The sequence below is a fragment of the Mycolicibacterium aubagnense genome (genome assembly GCF_010730955.1).
In the GTDB taxonomy this organism is placed as follows: domain Bacteria; phylum Actinomycetota; class Actinomycetes; order Mycobacteriales; family Mycobacteriaceae; genus Mycobacterium; species Mycobacterium aubagnense.
In genome coordinates this window covers 3,676,378-3,692,660 of the sequence record NZ_AP022577.1, presented here as the reverse complement: position 1 = coordinate 3,692,660, position 16,283 = coordinate 3,676,378, and the positions used below count along the sequence as shown (strand labels likewise).

The window sequence follows — 16,283 nt, the reverse complement described above, 5'->3', positions numbered from 1 at the left end:
GCTCCGAAGAGACAGGGCCTACTGCGCCATCGCGGTCTCGACGACGGTCAGCTCCTCGGAAAGTCCTGCGGCCCTGCGGATCTTCTTGAAGTCCTCCATCATGCCCGTGGTCACTTCATGCGGATCGTCGGTGGTCGCACCGTCGGCGAGCACCGAGATGTTGAGCTGGTCGACGTAGCTCCACACGGTGATGTTCAGGCCGCTGCCCGCGGTGAGCGGACCGACCGAATAGATCTCGGTGACGGTGGCGCCGCCGACCTTGCCGCGTTCCCGCGGCCCCGGCACGTTGGAGATGTTGAGGTTCAGCACCTTGTTCTGACCGTCCATGTTGGACAGCCGGCGGAACATCGACTCCATGGGCGCGGGCGGCATGTACGCGGCCCACCTGGCCACCAGCTCCGGACCGACCAATTGGTGGCTCTCCTTGGCCAGCAAGGCGGCCTCGCGGGCCTCCTGGACACGCTGCGAGGCGTCGGCCACGTCGACCGGGAGGGCGATCAGCACGCCACTGAATCGGTTGCCGGAGATGCGATCCGGCGAGAAGTCATAGCTCATCGGGACCGACGCCAGTAGCGGGTGGTCGGCCTTGCCGTCGTATTTCAGCAGCAGCTCACGCAGCGCGCCCGACGACATGGCCAGCACCAGGTCGTTGATGGTGACGCCCAGTTTCTTGCTGGTTTCCTTGACGTCCGCGAGCGCCAAAGTGGCTGTGGCGAAACGCCGTTGGGGCGTGAGCACGTGGTTCATGAAGCTCGCCGGCGGGGTGAACGGCCGGGTCAGTTCGGGCGACAACTTGCGGCTGCTCTTACGCACCCGCGTCATGCCGTCGGCGGTGTACTTCACCACGCCGGGAATGCGCGCGATCTGCCGGAGATGGTCGACGAACGCTGACCGGACCAGCTGGCCGCGGGACGGCGCCGGATCCGCCACGTACAGATCGTTGTCATGCTGCGGCGCCTCGGTGATGTCCATGCCGAGGGCCAGCAGGTTGGCCGAGGCCACGCCGTCGGCCAGCGCGTGATGAATCTTTCCGACCACGGCAACCCGCCCGTTGGCCAAACCTTCGACGAGGTACATCTCCCACAGCGGCCGGCTGCGATCCAGTGGCGTGCTTGCGATTTCGCCGATCGCGGCGTCCAGCTCCCGCCGGCCGCCCGGCGCCGCCACGCGCCACGGCCGGACGTGGTATTCGAGGTCGACATCCGCGTGCTCCCGCCACATCGGGTGGTGGAACTTGAACGGAATGTCGACGAGCTGGTAGCCGAACGGCTCCAGCTTGTACAGCCGTTCCCGGAGCACGCGGCGGAATTCGTCGATTCCGAACGTGCGATCGCCGAGGCCGGCGAGATCGATGATGGCGATCTTGAGGGTGTGCATGTGCACGTTGGGCGTTTCCGAATACAGCAGGAACGCGTCCCACCCACTCAGTCGTTTCACTCGACCTCTCCTGCGCTTCGGTCAGACGCCTGCCAGTCGAACGGTCTAGACGACCTCTTCGACACGCTGCTGGATCTGGTTCCGGCGAACCTCGTCGAGGAACAACCCTATGGCAGTCGCCATCGATGCGGTGCGGGCACCGTCTGTCATGTCGAAACCGTGTCCGGCGCCGGGCAATTCGATATAACTGACGGTCGACTCCGATACCGTCCGCAGTTCGTGCACGAAGTCTCGCGCCTGGGCCACCGGGATGACGCTGTCGCCACTGCCGTGAATGACCAGGAACGGCGGCGCATCCCGATGCACGCGCGCGATCGGCGAAGCCTGCCGGTAGATCTCCGGATGCTTGTCGATGCGACGCCGAACCACGACACGCTCCAGGAAGTCGACGAACTCCTCGCGCTCCTTGGTGGACCGGTCCTCCCAGTCGTACCGGCCGTAGATCCCGACGACGGCGTCGACCGACGTATCGGCGCCCTCGGGCAGGTCGCCCTGCAATTCCGGATCGTTCGCAGTCAGTCCGGCCAGCGCGGCGAGGTGTCCACCCGCCGAGCCGCCCGAGATCGCGATGAAATCGCGGTCGCCACCGAACTTGTCGACGTTGGCCCGGGCCCACGCGATCGCGGTCTTGACGTCGGTGATGTGTTGCGGCCAACGGTGATTCGGCGCCACCCGATAGTCGATGGACAGACAGACCCAGCCCTGCTCGGCCAGGTGACTCATCAGGGCGTAGCCCTGCAGCAGCCGGCTGCCGTGCACCCAGGCCCCACCGGGCAGATAGATCAGCACCGGTGCCGGTTGGCTCGGTAGGTCGTCGGCGCGCCAGACGTCCAGCAGCTGGGACGGGCTGTCGCCGTAACGCACCGAGGTCCGGTGCACCTGACGCCGATGCTCCCGCGCCCGCCAGAACGGCGGCGTGCGCTCCGGTGCGGGCCACTCGATGTCGAGTTCAGCCGGAGGCACGACCCCGGTCAGCGCCGCCCGGATCACCTCGTTGGTGCAATCACGCTCCGCCCGGCGGATCTCCGCCACGCTCGGAGTGAACAACGCCTTGGAGGTCGACGCCCAGAAGCTGGGCACGTGCCGCATGCCCCACAGCGTCATCGCGGTGGCCCCGCCGAGCGGCTCGAGACTCTTGCCGATCACCGGCAGGGACGCGGCGGCCGTTGCCATCGCCAACAAGTGATCGGCGGGCTTGGCTGCCATGAACCAACGGAGCCTGGTCGCCAGCGTTGGGCTGTGATCGTGATGATCCGGTCGAGCCGTCATTTCGCGAGCGTACACCGGGCTGACCACGCGATTTCGGGGCCACGGCAAGTTTGTGGTCACAGTTCGGCGAGCGTGGGTTTGTGAAGTGCATCACAGCTGTTCAGGGCCCATTCGAAGTCGTACCGTCGTGCTTACAGTCAACCCATGGGCACCTCAGCGCTGGCGATCACCGACGACCACAACGACCTCGCGGACTCGGCCACGGGGCTGCTGCACCGGCTCGGCAGCCGGGCCGCTGCCCGCGCCACGCTCGAGGGCGGGCCGTCGCATCCAGCCGGGTTCTGGACCGCCGCCGCCGATCTGGGATGGCAGGGGCTGGCCATCCCCGAGGCCTACGGCGGCTCCGGATTCGGGTTGCCCGAACTGGCGGTGGTGCTGGAGGCGCAGGGCCGCGAACTCTGCCCCGGGCCGTTCCTGCCGACCGTCGCCGCCGCCGTCGTCATCGACCGGTGCGGCACCGATCCAGTGCGCACCCAACTGCTGCCCGGGCTGGCCGACGGCAGCACCACCGCCGCGCTGGGCTTGTCGGGCCACATCCACGTCAGCGGCCACACGGTGTTCGGTGCGAGTCCGACGGTGCTCGGCGCCCCCGATGCCGCGCTGCTGGTGCTTGTCGCCGGTGACGACGTGGTGATCGTCGACGCCAAAGCCAACGGAGTGACCGTCATCGCGTTGGAGTCCGCGGACACCACCCGCAGCATCGGCTCCGTCAACCTCGACCAGGCCAAGGCAATAGCCGTCATCCGCGGCGCGGCCCCCAAGGCACACACGGCTTTTCGCATTCTGGCCGCCGCCGAAGCAGTCGGTGTCAGCTGGGCGGCGCTGGACATGGCCGTCGAATACGCCAAGGTTCGTGAACAATTCGGCCGCACCATCGGCACGTTCCAAGCCGTCAAACACCACGCCGCCAACATGCTGGTGGCAGCCGAACTCACCACCGCAGCGGCGTGGGACGCCGCCCGCGCCGACGATCTGGACGACGCCTGGTTCGGCGCGGCCGTGGCCGCCACCCAGGCGATCCACAGCCAGGTCTTCAACGCCGAGAACAACATTCAGCTGCACGGCGGAATCGGCTTCACCTGGGAGCACGACGCGCACCTGTACCTGCGCCGTGCCCTGACGCTCGCCGCCCTGACCGGGGACGGCGCCGACCCGCTCGCCGACGTGGTCGACGGGCAGCGCAGCGGCCGGGCCCATGGGGCGTCGTTCGCGCTGCCCGAGGAGGCGGCCGAGTACCGCGCGGCCGCCCGCGACGCCGTCGCCACGCTGCAGTCCCTCGCAGAGGACAAGCGGCGGGACTTTCTCGTCGATTCCGGATACCTCGTGCCGCACTGGCCCAAGCCGTGGGGCCGCGATGCGGGCGTGCTGGAGCAGCTGGCCATCGAGGAGGAGTTCCGCGCTCCAGGGGGCACGAGCGCAGCGACCGGGGGGAAGAAGCCGGTCGACCGACCCGACCTGGGCATCACGGGCTGGGTGACCCTCACCATCGCGCAGGCCGGCACCGACGATCAACGTGAGCGCTGGGTCTACCCCGTGCTGCGCGGCGAGATCATGTGGTGCCAGCTGTTCTCCGAGCCCGAGGCCGGCTCGGACGCGGCGGCCGTGCGCACCAGCGCCAAGAAAGTCGAGGGCGGCTGGCTGGTGACGGGCCAGAAGGTGTGGACCAGCCTGGCCCAGTACTGCCAGTGGGGCCTGGCCACCGTCCGCACCGATCCCGACGCACCCAAGCACGCCGGCGTCACGATGATGGCGATCGACATGAAAGCGCCGGGCGTGACCGTCAACCCCCTCAAGGGACTCACCGGCAACGCCCACTTCAACGAGGTGTTCCTCGACGAGGTGTTCGTCCCCGACGCCGACGTCGTCGGGGACGTCAACAAGGGCTGGCTGGTGGCGCGGGCGACGCTGGGCAACGAGCGGCTGTCGATCGGCGCCGGGTCCGGTGCGCAGTCGGGCTTCAGCGCAGACGATCTGATCGCGCTGTTGGACGCCGCCCCGCCGGAGGTGGCCGCCGGGCTGCGCGACCGGGCCGGTGCGGTGATCGCCGAGGGGCACACCCTGCGGCTGCTGAACCTGCGCCGGATCAGCCGGGCCATCGCCGGCACCGGACCGGGGCCCGAGGGCAATGTCACAAAACTCGTGGTCGCCGAGCAGGGGCAACGCCAGACCGAGCTGGGCATGAAGCTGGCCGGCCCCGCGGCCGTGACCGGGCAAACTCCGGCGCTCACCCAGGCCTACCTGGGCTACCGCGCCATGACCATCGCCGGCGGCACCTCGGAGATCACCCGGAACACCATCGCCGAACGGATTCTCGGCCTGCCCCGTGACCCTTTGCTCAAGTAGGTCACCACACATCACGAGTCGGCCCCGACTCGGTAGAGATCGACGCGCCAAGCTGTGTCGATCAGTCGAATATGTCACGCTATGGACCGATGAATCTGCTCTCGGTCACGTTTTGGGCGTCGCGCCGCGCTTTGCTAGCGGCTGTGCTGTGCGCCCAGTTGATCGCTGGGTTGGTCGCAGTGGCGGCGGTCGGCCCGTCCGCCGGCAGCGCCACCGACGACGACCACACCGCCACCGTCTTTCGCAGTGCCCATGCCGGCAACTGCCTGACCTGGCAACCTGAGCCTCCCCAACGGCCCGCGTTCGTGCAGTGCAGCAGCCCGCACCTGTTCGAGGTCGTCAACTCCGTCGAAGGCGACGGCGATCAGGAATCCTGCGCAGTGTCAGGGCGCCGGTACCTCGGCCCGCACTACGACCCGAACGGCCGGTTCGCGTACGGCCTACTGCGATCGGTCGGCTCCGGGTCCGGTCCTCGACTGGCACTGTGCGGTTTGCAGCTGCCGGGCCCGAACGGCCAACAGCTGCCGTTCCGCGGGCTGGTCGCCGAACAGGATCAGTCGCGGGTGTGGCCGCCCGGCACGTGTCTGGGTGCCGACATGAAGGGCGGGCAGACGGGTCTGGTGCCCGTGGACTGCGCCGAGCCGCATTCGGTCGAGGCCGTCGGCCCCATCGACCTCAGCGCGCACTTCCACGACGGCCCGGCGCCGTCGGACGCCGCGCAGGAGGCGGTGCTGCGGCCGGCCTGCATGACGATGGCCACCGCGTACCTGGCGCCAAAGACGTTGTACGCCAACGACCTGACGCTGAACTACCGGCCCATCGGCCCGTCCAGCTGGGCCGCCGGCAGCCGCCAGGTGCTGTGCGCACTGGCATCGCGGACGCCAGGCCCCCTGACCGGCAGCGTCAAGGCCCCGGGCGGTGCGTCCGCGGCGCACGCTGCCGCGACCCCGCACCCCGTGGCACTGCCGAGTCCGGTCACGACCGCGACGACCGTCGCCCCGACGAGCAACGCCCCGACCACCGCCGCTGCTCCGGCAGCAGCCCCGAGTACCGCGGCGTCTTCTCCGGCGTCGTCATCGTCATCGGCGGTGGCGTCACCGTCCTCGGCGTCTTCGTCCTCGGCGGCCCAAAACGCCGAGGCGACGAGCACTTCCGTCACCGACACCACGGTGCCACCGGCCGCCCCGGCGTCACCGGTCGACAACCCGGCGCACGCACCGCAGGCTCCCCCGGCCGAACCTGCGGCGCCTGCGGATCCGGCCGGGCCGTCGCATGTGCTCGAGATCCCGGGCATGGCCCCGATTACCTTCCCGTGGGCGCCCCCGCCGCTGTGAGCCGCGCGCCGAGGCTGACCGCACGGCGGTTTTCCCGCTGGTTCTCCGCCTTCCAGCCAGGATCGCGGGCGTTATCCACAGCGAGCGCCAATTGACCGTGGCACCGCCGACGGTTGGCGGGGCACACTGCGGACGTGGGGGAGCCATTCATCGGGAGTGAAGCGTTGGCAGATGGGCGGCTGACGCGGTACCAGTTGCGGACGAATTTCGTTGCGGTGCACAAGGACGTGTACGTGCCGAGAGGCACACAGCCGAGTGCGATTCTGCGGGCTAAGGCAGCGTGGCTGAGCTCCCGGCGTGAGGGAATCCTTGCTGGGTTCTCAGCCGCCGCGATGCACGGCAGCAGGTATATCGATGCGGCCTTGCCTGCCAACATCATTGGCAGCCCAGGCCGACCGACACCTGGAGTCGTGGTCTGGGAGGACTGCCCCGACGCAAACGAGGTGTGCCGGATCGGCGAGCTGCGGCTGACGACGCCGACCCGCACCGCAGTCGATCTGGCGCGAAAGTTCCCTGAGGACGTCGCAGTCGCCGCGATCGATGCCCTGGCACGGGCTACGAGGTTGACGGTCGCCGACATCGAATTGGCAGCCCGACGTCATCCCGGGCAGCGCGGAATCCGGCAGGCACGCAGGTCTATTGCGCTCGTTGATCCCAAAGCCGAGTCGCCCCGCGAAACGGCGTTGCGACTCCTCATCGTTCGCGCAGGATTCCCGGGACCGGAAAGTCAGCACCCGATATACAACGAATACGGCGTCCTCATCGGGATCGTGGACTTCGCCTGGGCAGAGTTGAAGATCGCCGTCGAATACGAGGGCCGGCATCACTCGGACCCGGAACAGATTCGCAAGGACATCGCCCGGATCGAGGAGATGATCGAGATGGGTTGGCTCGTCATCCGCGTGACTTCGCGGGATCCCGCAGGCGTGGTGGTGCGAAGAATCGCCCATGCGCGAGCTACCCGAGGCGCAGTGGATGACCGGGTGAACTTTCGGCCCGACCCCAGCGACACGACGTGGCGTAACGCCTCGTGAGTGAGCGTTCCGCGAACCTGACCGCGTGGCGCCGACACGCAGCGATTTCCGCCACCCAGCCAGGCTCGCGACGTTGATATCGCGGTGCGCGGCGGTGCCCAGCCGCTAGGCGGCTAACGGACCTCAGCCGCTAGGCGGCTAACGGACCGCAGCCTCCAGGTCTGTCAGCGAGTCCTCGAGGTGGCCGAGCAGCCGCTGCAGGTGCGGCACGCTGTGCCGGCAGCCGACCAGCCCGAAGTCGAGATTGCCGCCGTTGTTGACCAGCGTGATGTTCAGTGCCTGGCCATCCAGAGCGATGGACAACGGGTAGTTGCCGTCGAGCCGGGCGCCCTTCCAGTACATCGGCACCCGCGGCCCCGGCACGTTCGAGATGACGATGTTGAACGGCGGCGGGGTGGCGTCGACGAAGCCGGGCACGGTGGACAGCGCGATCGGAGACAGCAGCAGCGCCGACAGTGCCATGGACTCCGTCTTCGACAGCCCCGCGAACACCTGCTTGTTGCCGCGCATCGACTCGGAGATGGTCTGCAGCCGCGTTGCCGGGTCCTTGACGTCGGTGGCCAGGTTGCACAGGATCGCGCCGACCTGGTTGCCACCCGCATCGGCGTCGGCCTCGGACCGCAGGCTCACCGGGACCATCGCGATCAGCGGCGCGTCGGGCAGGGCACTGTGCTCGATCAGGTAGGCGCGTAGCGCTCCGGAGCACATGGCCAGCACGACGTCATTGACGGTGACGCCGCCGGAGGCCTGCTTGACGGCCTTGATGCGGTCGATCGACCAGGACTGCGCCGCCACTCGTCGGGCACCGCCGATCTTGACGTTGAACATGGTCTTCGGCGCGCTGAACGCCCGGGTCAGGTTCTGTTCCAGCAGGGCCGCGCGCGCCACCCGGAACGTCGACGGTGCGAGACCGACTGCCGCACCCACCGTTCCCAAGGCCGAGCCCACCAACGACGGGCTGTTCTTCGGCGTGCGCTTGCGCGACGGCAGATCCCACGGCACCCGCACCTCCAGCTCGGCCGGGTCGTCGGACAGCGCGCGCATCGCCATCCGCAACGCGGACACCCCGTCGAGCAGCGCGTGGTGGGCCTTCGAATAGATCGCGAACCGGCCGTCCTCCAGACCTTCCACCAGGTAGGTCTCCCACAACGGACGGTGCCGGTCCAGCAGGGTGGTGTGCAGCCGAGAGGTCAGCTCCAGCAGTTCGCGAATCCGACCTGGGGAGGGCAGCGCCGAGCGACGCAGGTGGTATTCGGCGTCGACTTCGTCGTCATAGGCCCAACCGAAGCTGGCGATGCCGCCGAGAAACCGCGCCGGGCGTTTGCGGTAGGTGGGACTGAAGTTGGTGTGCGCCAACATGTCCCGGTACAGGTCGTGGACGAATTCCGGCCCGGCCCCTTCGGGCGGGGTGAAGAGCTGCAGGCCGCCCACGTGCATCGGATGCTCGCGCGATTCGCCGAGCAGGAACATGGCATCGGTTGGCGACATGATCTCCACCCGCCAAGTAAACCGCGATTGGGCGGGCGGTGACCAGGTTGCCGGATCAGGGCTGACGCTCTCCCGGTGGCGGCGGGTTGGCGACGACCGGGAACTGTCCGGTGAACCCCTGCCGCTGCTTGGCGATCTCGTACACCCGGCCGCGCGCGACGAACCAGCCGATGATCAGCGCCGGGATGATGAGCAGCAGCGTCGCGACCGTCCAGGTGCCCACGGGTTTGTCGAACGCCATGAGCACCAACACCACGGCCAGGAAGGCCAGGGTCAGGTACCCGGTGTACGGCGCACCCCACATGCGGAACGCGGGCCGCTCCATCTCGCCGCGCTGGGACCACCGGAACAACTGCAGCTGGCAGATCACGATGGTGGCCCACGATGCGATGATGCCGAGCGCCGCCATGTTCAGCACGATCTCGAACGCCTGCGCCGGCACGACACCGTTGAGCACGACGCCGAGCAGGCCGATGCTGGCCGTCAAACAGATACCGCCATACGGCACACCACGTTTCGACATGACGCCGGTGAACTTCGGCGCGCTGCCGTTCATCGCCATCGAGCGCAGGATGCGACCGGTGGAATACAGGCCCGCGTTGAGGCTGGAGAACGCGGCGGTGAGCACGACGACGTTCATGACGGTTCCGGCGCCCTCGAACCCGATCTTGGAGAAGAACGTGACGAAGGGGCTCTCGCCGGCCTTGTAGGCGGTGTACGGCAGCAGCAGGCCGAGCAGCACCAGCGACCCACAGTAGAACAGCGCGATGCGGAAGATCACCGAGTTGATGGCCCGCGGCATGATCTTGTGCGGCTCGGCCGTCTCGCCCGCCGCGGTGCCGACGAGTTCGACTGCGGCGTAAGCGAAGACGACCCCGGAGGTCACCACAACCAGCGGCAGGAGTCCGGTCGGGAACAGTCCGCCGGTATGGGCGATGACATTGACACCCGTGGTCTGTCCCTCAATCTTGAACCGGCCCACCAGGAAGACGGTGCCGACCACCAGGAACGTCACCAGCGCAACGACTTTGATCAGGGCCGCCCAGAACTCGAGCTCGCCGAACAGCGTCACCGAGATCAGGTTCATGCCCATCACGATGGCCAGTGCGATGAGCGCGATCAGCCACTGCGGGATGGCACCGAACGCCGACCAGTAGTGGAAGTAGGTCGCGATGGCCGTCGAGTCGACGATCGACGTCATGGCCCAGTTGAGGAAGTACATCCAGCCCGCGACGTAAGCGGCCTTCTCACCGAGGAATTCACGCGCATAGGACACGAAGGAGCCCGACGACGGCCGGTGCAGCACCAACTCGCCGAGCGCTCGCAGGATGAGAAAGACGAAGCCGCCGCAGACGAGGTAGACGAGGAACAGGCCCGGCCCGGCATTGTGCAAGCGTCCACCGGCGCCCAGGAACAGCCCCGTGCCGATGGCACCGCCGATGGCGATCATCTGCAGCTGGCGCGGTTTCAGCGTGTGGTGATAGCCCGCGTCTTCGGCCGTCAGTCCGGGTGGCTCGGGTCAAGTCCAGGGACGTGGTGTATGACGTCGTCGTGTGATTCTTCGAGGTAGTTGGGTCAGGCGGGCAGTGCCGCGGGGGTAGCCTCCTGTTCGGTTGGGGTGTCGTTGACGGTGCGTGATTTGCTCAGAACGTCGAGGCCGAGGTAGCGCCGCGACTCGGCCCATTCGTCGTGTTGTTCGGCCAGCACTGCTCCGACGAGACGGATCAGGGCCGCGCGGTCGGGGAAGATGCCCACGACGTCGGTGCGCCGGCGGATCTCCTTGTTGAGTCGTTCCTGGGGATTGTTGCTCCAGATCTGGCGCCAGATCTGCTTGGGGAACGCGGTGAACGCCAGCAGATCCGGCCGCGCCGCTTCGAGGTGATCGGCGACATTGGGCAGCTTGTCGGACAATGCGTCGATGATCCGATCATATTGAGCAGCAACGGATTCAGCGTCAGGTTGGTCGAACACCGAGTGCAGCAGGGTGCGCACCCAGGGCCACGAACTCTTGGGAGTGACGGACATCAGGTTGGTCGTGTAGTGGGTTCTGCAGCGCTGCCACGCCGCTCCGGGCAGGGTGGCCCCGATGGCGGCGACCAGCCCGGCGTGGGCGTCGCTGGTGACCAGTTTGACCCCGGACAGGCCGCGGGCGGTCAACGACCGCCAGAACGTCAACCAGCCCGCCCGTCCTCAGCGGTCGTGACATCGATTCCCAGGATCTCGCGGTAGCCCTCGGCGTTGACCCCGACGGCGATCAGGGCGTGCACGTTGACCACCCGGCCGGCTTCACGCACCTTGAGCACCAGAGCGTCCGCAGCGACGAACGTATACGGGCCGGCATCGAGCGGCCGGGTCCGGAACGCCTCCACGGCGGCGTCGAGTTCCTGGCCATCACCGACACCTGCGACTTCGACAACGACGTGATGCCCAGGGTCTCGACCAGCTTGTCCATCCGCCGCGTCGAGACACCAAGCAGGTAACACGTCGCCACCACCGTGGTCAGGGCCCGCTCGGCGCGTTTACGGCGCTCCAGCAGCCAGTCCGGGAAGTAGGATCCTTGCCGCAGCTTCGGGATCGCAAGATCCAAAGTCCCTGCACGGGTGTCGAATTGACGGTGTCGGTAGCCGTTGCGGGAATTGGTGCGCTCAGCCGAGCGTTCGCCGTAGCCGGCACCGCATAGGGCGTCGGCTTCGGCGCCCATCAGGGTGTGGATGAACGTGGCCAGCAGCTCGCGCAGCACGTCGGGATGGGCAGTGGTGAGTCGTTCGGCCAGCACAGTGGGCAGATCGATATTGTGGGCAGTGGTCATCGCGTCGATTCCTTTGCTCGAGTGACTTTGGACGGTCTCTCGAAGAATCACGCGATGACCTTCAATCACTCGGCTACGACACGCCGGTACCGCTGATCAGGTCCGACTCGTACACCACCTTGATGGACGCAACCGTGGCTCGACATGCGTATGCGGCGTGGAAGTCATAGCGTTTCAGTGAACACTGATGCGCAGTTTCGCGCAGAACAACCAGTTTCCTGTTTGTGAACGCACTGGTACAGCCTGGTTCAGTAATGTCAGTCAGATGCCGGGTCCCTCCCACACAGTCGACTTCCACCCCGAGCTGGCGCGGGCCGCGCGGTTCATGCCGCGCAACCCCGTCACGCCGTGGAACATCCGGATTGTCCGCCTGCTGACCCACCTGCAGGAACGCCGCACCCCCGAAGGCGTCGAGGTGCTGACACTGCCGTCGGGCGTCGGAATCCGCCTGCACCGTCCGCCCGCCGGAACCGGCCACGGGGGCGCACTGCTGTGGATCCACGGCGGCGGCTACCTCATCGGCAGCCCGGCACAGGATGACGCGTTGTGCCGGCGTTTCGCTGACGAACTGGGCATCACCGTGGCCGCGGTGAAATACCGGTTGGCACCCGACAATCCGTATCCGGCCGGGCTCGAGGACTGCTATACAGCGCTGCGCTGGCTGGTCGAGCTGCCGGCCGTGGATCCGGCGCGGGTGGCCGTCGGCGGTGCGAGCGCAGGCGGTGGACTGACCGCAGCACTGGCCCAGCTGGCCCAGGACCGCGGGGAGATTCCCTTGGCGGCACAGCTCTTGGTGTACCCGATGATCGACGACCGGTCGGGCAGCCGGCCCGGCCTGGACCACCCTGGGCACCGGTTGTGGACTCAGAAATCGAACCGCTTCGGCTGGCGTGCGTACCTCGGTGGCGCCGACCCGGCGGTCGCCGTCCCCGCGCGGCGGACCGACCTGTCCGGCCTGCCACCGGCCTGGGTCGGGGTCGGGACCTTAGACGTCTTCCACGACGAGGACGTCGACTACGCCGAGCGGCTGCGGGCGGCGGGCGTCCCGTGCGAGCTGGAAGTGGTGCCGGGGGCGTACCACGGCTTCGACGGCGTCGCCGCCAAGACCCAGGTGGCCCGAGCGTTCTTTGCCAGTCAGGTGGAGTTCCTGCGGCCGCGGCTGAACCCGGCCGTCGTCGGCTAGGCCCGTCGGCTAACTCGTCGGCTCCTCGGGGCCACCACACAGCTGCCGCAACCCCGGTGCGGCACTGCCGATCCCGTGCCACCGCCCCGGCGTGAGCGTGATCTTCGTTACTTAGATTAAGCTATCTAAGCTTTATTTATGCAGGTCACAACTGGTTTTCAAGAAATTAGCCGATCAAATAAACGCTTGCGGGGAAGCATTTCGGGGCGCATGGTTGTTGAACAGACCAACGACCACCTCGGTCGTGATCTTCGCCAGAGAAGAGGCACGGCAATGACCACCCTGACCCATCAGACGACCGAAAACATCGGCCCCCTGCGGCAGCTGTTCCGGCGTTCCACCGCCGCGGTGGTGCTGACGGCGGCAGGTTTGGGCGTGGCTGGCTACATGGCCCTCGGCATGCTGCAGGACAAGCCGGCCGACCCGGTGCTGCCGGCGTTCTCCGCGGTCCCGGTCCCGTCCGCTCCGGACCTGGACAAACTGCAGAACCTGGGCCAGCTCGCCGCCATCGTGCAGAGCCCGCAGGCGCCGCAGGCAATCCCGGCCCGCTAGGCCCCGACAACCCGATCTGAGCCTGAGCCGCCCTCGACGTCGAGGGCGGCTCAGTGTTTCTCGCGACTACGGGGCGGCGTGCGCCTCGCCGACCGGCGTGCGGTTGGCCAGGTTCTTGGCCACCTCTTCGCGCCACAGGCCGCCTGCGTGAGTGGTGTCGACTTCCTGCTCGAACCGGGCGACCATGTCCGGCTTGATATCGGCGACGTCGACGTAGAACTGCTCATACCAGCGGCGATGCTGGTAGACCGGGCCGTCCTCCTCGGTCAGCAGCGGATTCTCGATGCGGGTCTTGTTCTTCCAGATCTCGACGTCTTCCATGAACCCGTCGCCGAAGCTGCGGCTCAGCGCCGCCGCCAGCTTCTCGGCCTTCTCAGCCGGCAGGGCCGGGTTGTTCTGCACCGCGACGCCCCACTGCAGCACGAACGAATCATGCGTGACCGGGTAGTGGCAGTTGATCAGCGCGATCTCCACTGTGAATTCCGGCGCCAGATCGTTGTGGATCCAGTTGATCATGTACGCCGGCCCGAAATACGTGGCCTCCGACCGCAGGTAGGTGCCGTCCCACAGCTCTCGCGTCGCGTAGTCCGGCCGCGGCTTGGACTCCATGAACTGGCTCGCGGTGTGACCGTCGATGACGTTCTTGAAGTACGTCGGGTAGGCGTGGTGGATGTAGAAGAAATGCGCCATGTCGACGTTGTTGTCGACGATCTCTCGGCAGTGCGATCCCTCGATCAGCAGCGAGTTCCACTGCCACGGCGACCACTGCCCTTCCTCGTAACCCTCGATGGTCGGCGGGGTCAGTTCCGCCCCCGGCGTCGAGCCCTCGGGGTCGTGCCAGATCAGCAACTGCCCGTTGACCTCGGTGGTCTGCCAGGCGCGGGTGCGGGCCAGCCGCGGGGTCCGCTTGGCGTAGGGCACCAGCTGGCACTTGCCGTCACCACCCCAGCGCCAGTCGTGGAACGGGCACGCGACCGCGTCACCCTTGACGGTGCCCTGGGACAGGTCCCCACCCATGTGGCGGCAGTAGCCGTCCAGCACCTTGATGGCACCGGCGGAGTCGGCGAACACCACGAGCTTGGTGCCGAAGGCCTGTACCGGGTGCGGCTTGCCGTCGCGGAACGACTCGGCCAATCCGATGCAGTGCCAGCCGCGCGCGAACCGGGTCATCTCGACGCCCGCGTCGATGTGCCGGACCTCAGTCTCAGTCATGTTGTGTTCCTTCCGAATTCGCCGAGCCCTGGGGGGACCAGGACTCTTACGAAGTCTCTCGTCTGACCATATCGAGCACGGCCAGGTGAGAGAAGACCATGCTGGTGCCGATCGGGTTGCCGCCGCCCGGGTACGCGTAGCCGCTCGGCGCGGCCATGGTGTTGCCCGCCGCGTACAACCCGGCGATCGGGTTGCCGGCGGTGTCGAGCACCTGGCCGGTGGTGTCGGTACGTAAGCCGCCCTTGGTGCCCAGGTCGGAGATGCCGAACCTGGCGGCATGGAAGGGCGCCTTGTCGATCCGGACCATCGGGCACGCACCGCCGGAGAAGGCGCGGTCGTAGGCCTCATCGCCGCGGCCGAAGTCGGGGTCGGAGCCGGCGTCGGCGTATTCGTTGAACTGTTTGACGGTCGCCACCAGCTGGTCGGCGGGAACCCCGATCTTGGCGGCCAGCTCTTCCAGGGTGTCGGCGGTCTGCCACAGCCCGGCGTCGACGTACTTCTCGGTTTCGACCATCGACACATTGGTCGCCTTTATTGGGGGGACGACGCCATCAGCTCCACCTTCACCGTCGTCGTAGATCATCCAGAACGGCAGCGTCATCTCGCCCTTGGCCATCCGGTCCACGACGACGCGGCCGATGCGGTCGTACGCCGCGGACTCGTTGACGAACCGCCTGGCGTCCTGGTCGACGAAGATGCCACCGGTGAACCACAGCGCGAACGCGCTGCGACCGTCCGGGTGCGTGAGGCCCGGTGACCACCAGGCTTGTTCCATGAGGTCGGTGTCGGCACCGACGGCGATGCCGGCTTCATGCGCCTGGCCCAGATTTCCCCAGGGCCCCATGGTGTCTCGCGCCTCGCCTGGCACACCGTACTTCTGGCGCAGCTCGTCGTTGCCCTCGAAGCCGCCTGCCGCCAACAGCACACCCTTGCGCGCCCTGATGGCCTTCCGAACCCCGTCGGTCTCGACCACGGCACCCACCACGGCACCGTCCGCTGTCACCAACTCCACCAGAGCGGTGCCCAGTTGCGTTGCAGCCGAAGGGTATTGCTTCAGCGCCATGAGGAATCGGGCGATCAGCGCCCGGCCGCCGATGAAGTAGTCGTCGGGCTGCGGAACGCCGAGCCGGTCGTTGTCGAGCGGGCCCCGCACCAATTCCTTGAACTCCGGGGCCTTTTCGATCTTCATCGGTCGGGCCGCGACGTGCCGCTGACCGTCCACCCGGGCCTTGGGCAGCTTCCCGAAGTAGTCCGGCCAGGGCAGCATGTCGAACTTGATGTTGGGATCGGCCTCCAGGTACTCCATGAGTGGAGCGCCGCTGCGGACGTAGGTGTCCTGTAGTTCGCGGGGCGTCCGGTCGCCGACGACGGCGTGGTAGTACTCCAGCGCATCTTCGATGGTGTCGTCGGTGCCGGCCCGCCGCAGCACGGGGTTGCAGGGGAACCACACGCCGCCACCACCGGAGTAGGCGGTGGTGCCACCGAACTTGTCGGTCGCCTCGACCAGCAGTACCTCGAGTCCCTCGCGCGCTGCGGTGTAGGCACCGGTGACGCCGCCGCCACCAGAGCCCGCCACCAGCACGTCAACCGTCGCGTCCCAGTCCGTCATGCCCAAATCTCCT

At 67.4% G+C, this 16,283-nt stretch carries 11 protein-coding genes and 1 pseudogene; 5 read left to right on the top strand and 7 right to left on the bottom strand.

The features are described 5' to 3' along the window. Positions 1-18: 18 nt before the first annotated feature. Entirely contained in the window at positions 19-1,437 is a 1,419-nt protein-coding gene (locus tag G6N59_RS17880; protein ID WP_138228160.1) for a WS/DGAT/MGAT family O-acyltransferase, read from the bottom strand. A gap of 45 nt (positions 1,438-1,482) precedes the next feature. Next, positions 1,483-2,706: an alpha/beta hydrolase gene (locus tag G6N59_RS17875; protein ID WP_138228159.1), complete on the bottom strand. Its 1,224-nt coding sequence runs from the start codon at positions 2,704-2,706 to the stop codon at positions 1,483-1,485. Between the two features lie 144 nt (positions 2,707-2,850). Between G6N59_RS17875 and G6N59_RS17870 the strand changes: the two genes are divergently transcribed. From G6N59_RS17870 to G6N59_RS17860, 3 genes are all read left to right on the top strand, one after another. Next, positions 2,851-5,049, top strand: coding sequence for an acyl-CoA dehydrogenase family protein (locus G6N59_RS17870; protein ID WP_138228158.1), 2,199 nt, complete (start codon positions 2,851-2,853; stop codon positions 5,047-5,049). A gap of 89 nt (positions 5,050-5,138) precedes the next feature. Continuing rightward, on the top strand, positions 5,139-6,383 hold the full coding sequence (locus G6N59_RS17865) for a septum formation family protein (protein ID WP_163911415.1): 1,245 nt from the start codon (positions 5,139-5,141) through the stop codon (positions 6,381-6,383). A 134-nt stretch (positions 6,384-6,517) separates the two neighbouring features. Then, positions 6,518-7,417 carry a DUF559 domain-containing protein gene (locus G6N59_RS17860; protein ID WP_138228156.1) on the top strand — a complete coding sequence of 300 codons (900 nt, stop codon included), beginning with the start codon at positions 6,518-6,520 and terminating at the stop codon, positions 7,415-7,417. Between the two features lie 138 nt (positions 7,418-7,555). On the opposite strand, the gene G6N59_RS17855 is transcribed toward G6N59_RS17860, so the two are convergent. The 3 genes and pseudogenes from G6N59_RS17855 to G6N59_RS17845 form a co-directional block, all read right to left on the bottom strand. Next, positions 7,556-8,914, bottom strand: a complete 1,359-nt coding sequence (locus G6N59_RS17855; RefSeq protein WP_138228155.1) for a WS/DGAT/MGAT family O-acyltransferase — start codon at positions 8,912-8,914, stop codon at positions 7,556-7,558. Positions 8,915-8,960: 46 nt separating this feature from the next. Further along, positions 8,961-10,355, bottom strand: a complete 1,395-nt coding sequence (locus G6N59_RS17850; RefSeq protein WP_234884021.1) for an amino acid permease — start codon at positions 10,353-10,355, stop codon at positions 8,961-8,963. 125 nt (positions 10,356-10,480) lie between these two features. Beyond that, positions 10,481-11,714 (bottom strand): annotated as a pseudogene (locus G6N59_RS17845) (IS256 family transposase). 265 nt (positions 11,715-11,979) lie between these two features. Between G6N59_RS17845 and G6N59_RS17840 the strand changes: the two are divergent. Both G6N59_RS17840 and G6N59_RS17835 read left to right on the top strand, forming a co-directional pair. Next, positions 11,980-12,897 carry an alpha/beta hydrolase gene (locus G6N59_RS17840; protein WP_138228133.1) on the top strand — a complete coding sequence of 306 codons (918 nt, stop codon included), beginning with the start codon at positions 11,980-11,982 and terminating at the stop codon, positions 12,895-12,897. Positions 12,898-13,170: 273 nt separating this feature from the next. After that, the gene (locus tag G6N59_RS17835) at positions 13,171-13,449 is read left to right on the top strand and encodes a hypothetical protein (RefSeq protein ID WP_138228132.1); all 279 of its coding nucleotides are present in this window, start codon (positions 13,171-13,173) and stop codon (positions 13,447-13,449) included. Between the two features lie 66 nt (positions 13,450-13,515). Here G6N59_RS17835 and G6N59_RS17830 read toward each other — a convergent pair whose 3' ends face one another. Together G6N59_RS17830 and G6N59_RS17825 are read right to left on the bottom strand one after the other, a co-directional pair. Then, on the bottom strand, positions 13,516-14,661 hold the full coding sequence (locus G6N59_RS17830; RefSeq protein WP_138228131.1) for a 3-ketosteroid-9-alpha-monooxygenase, oxygenase component: 1,146 nt from the start codon (positions 14,659-14,661) through the stop codon (positions 13,516-13,518). Positions 14,662-14,707: 46 nt separating this feature from the next. Further along, complete coding sequence (locus G6N59_RS17825) at positions 14,708-16,270, bottom strand: FAD-binding protein (protein WP_138228130.1); 1,563 nt, start codon at positions 16,268-16,270, stop codon at positions 14,708-14,710. Between the last annotated feature and the right edge of the window lie 13 nt (positions 16,271-16,283).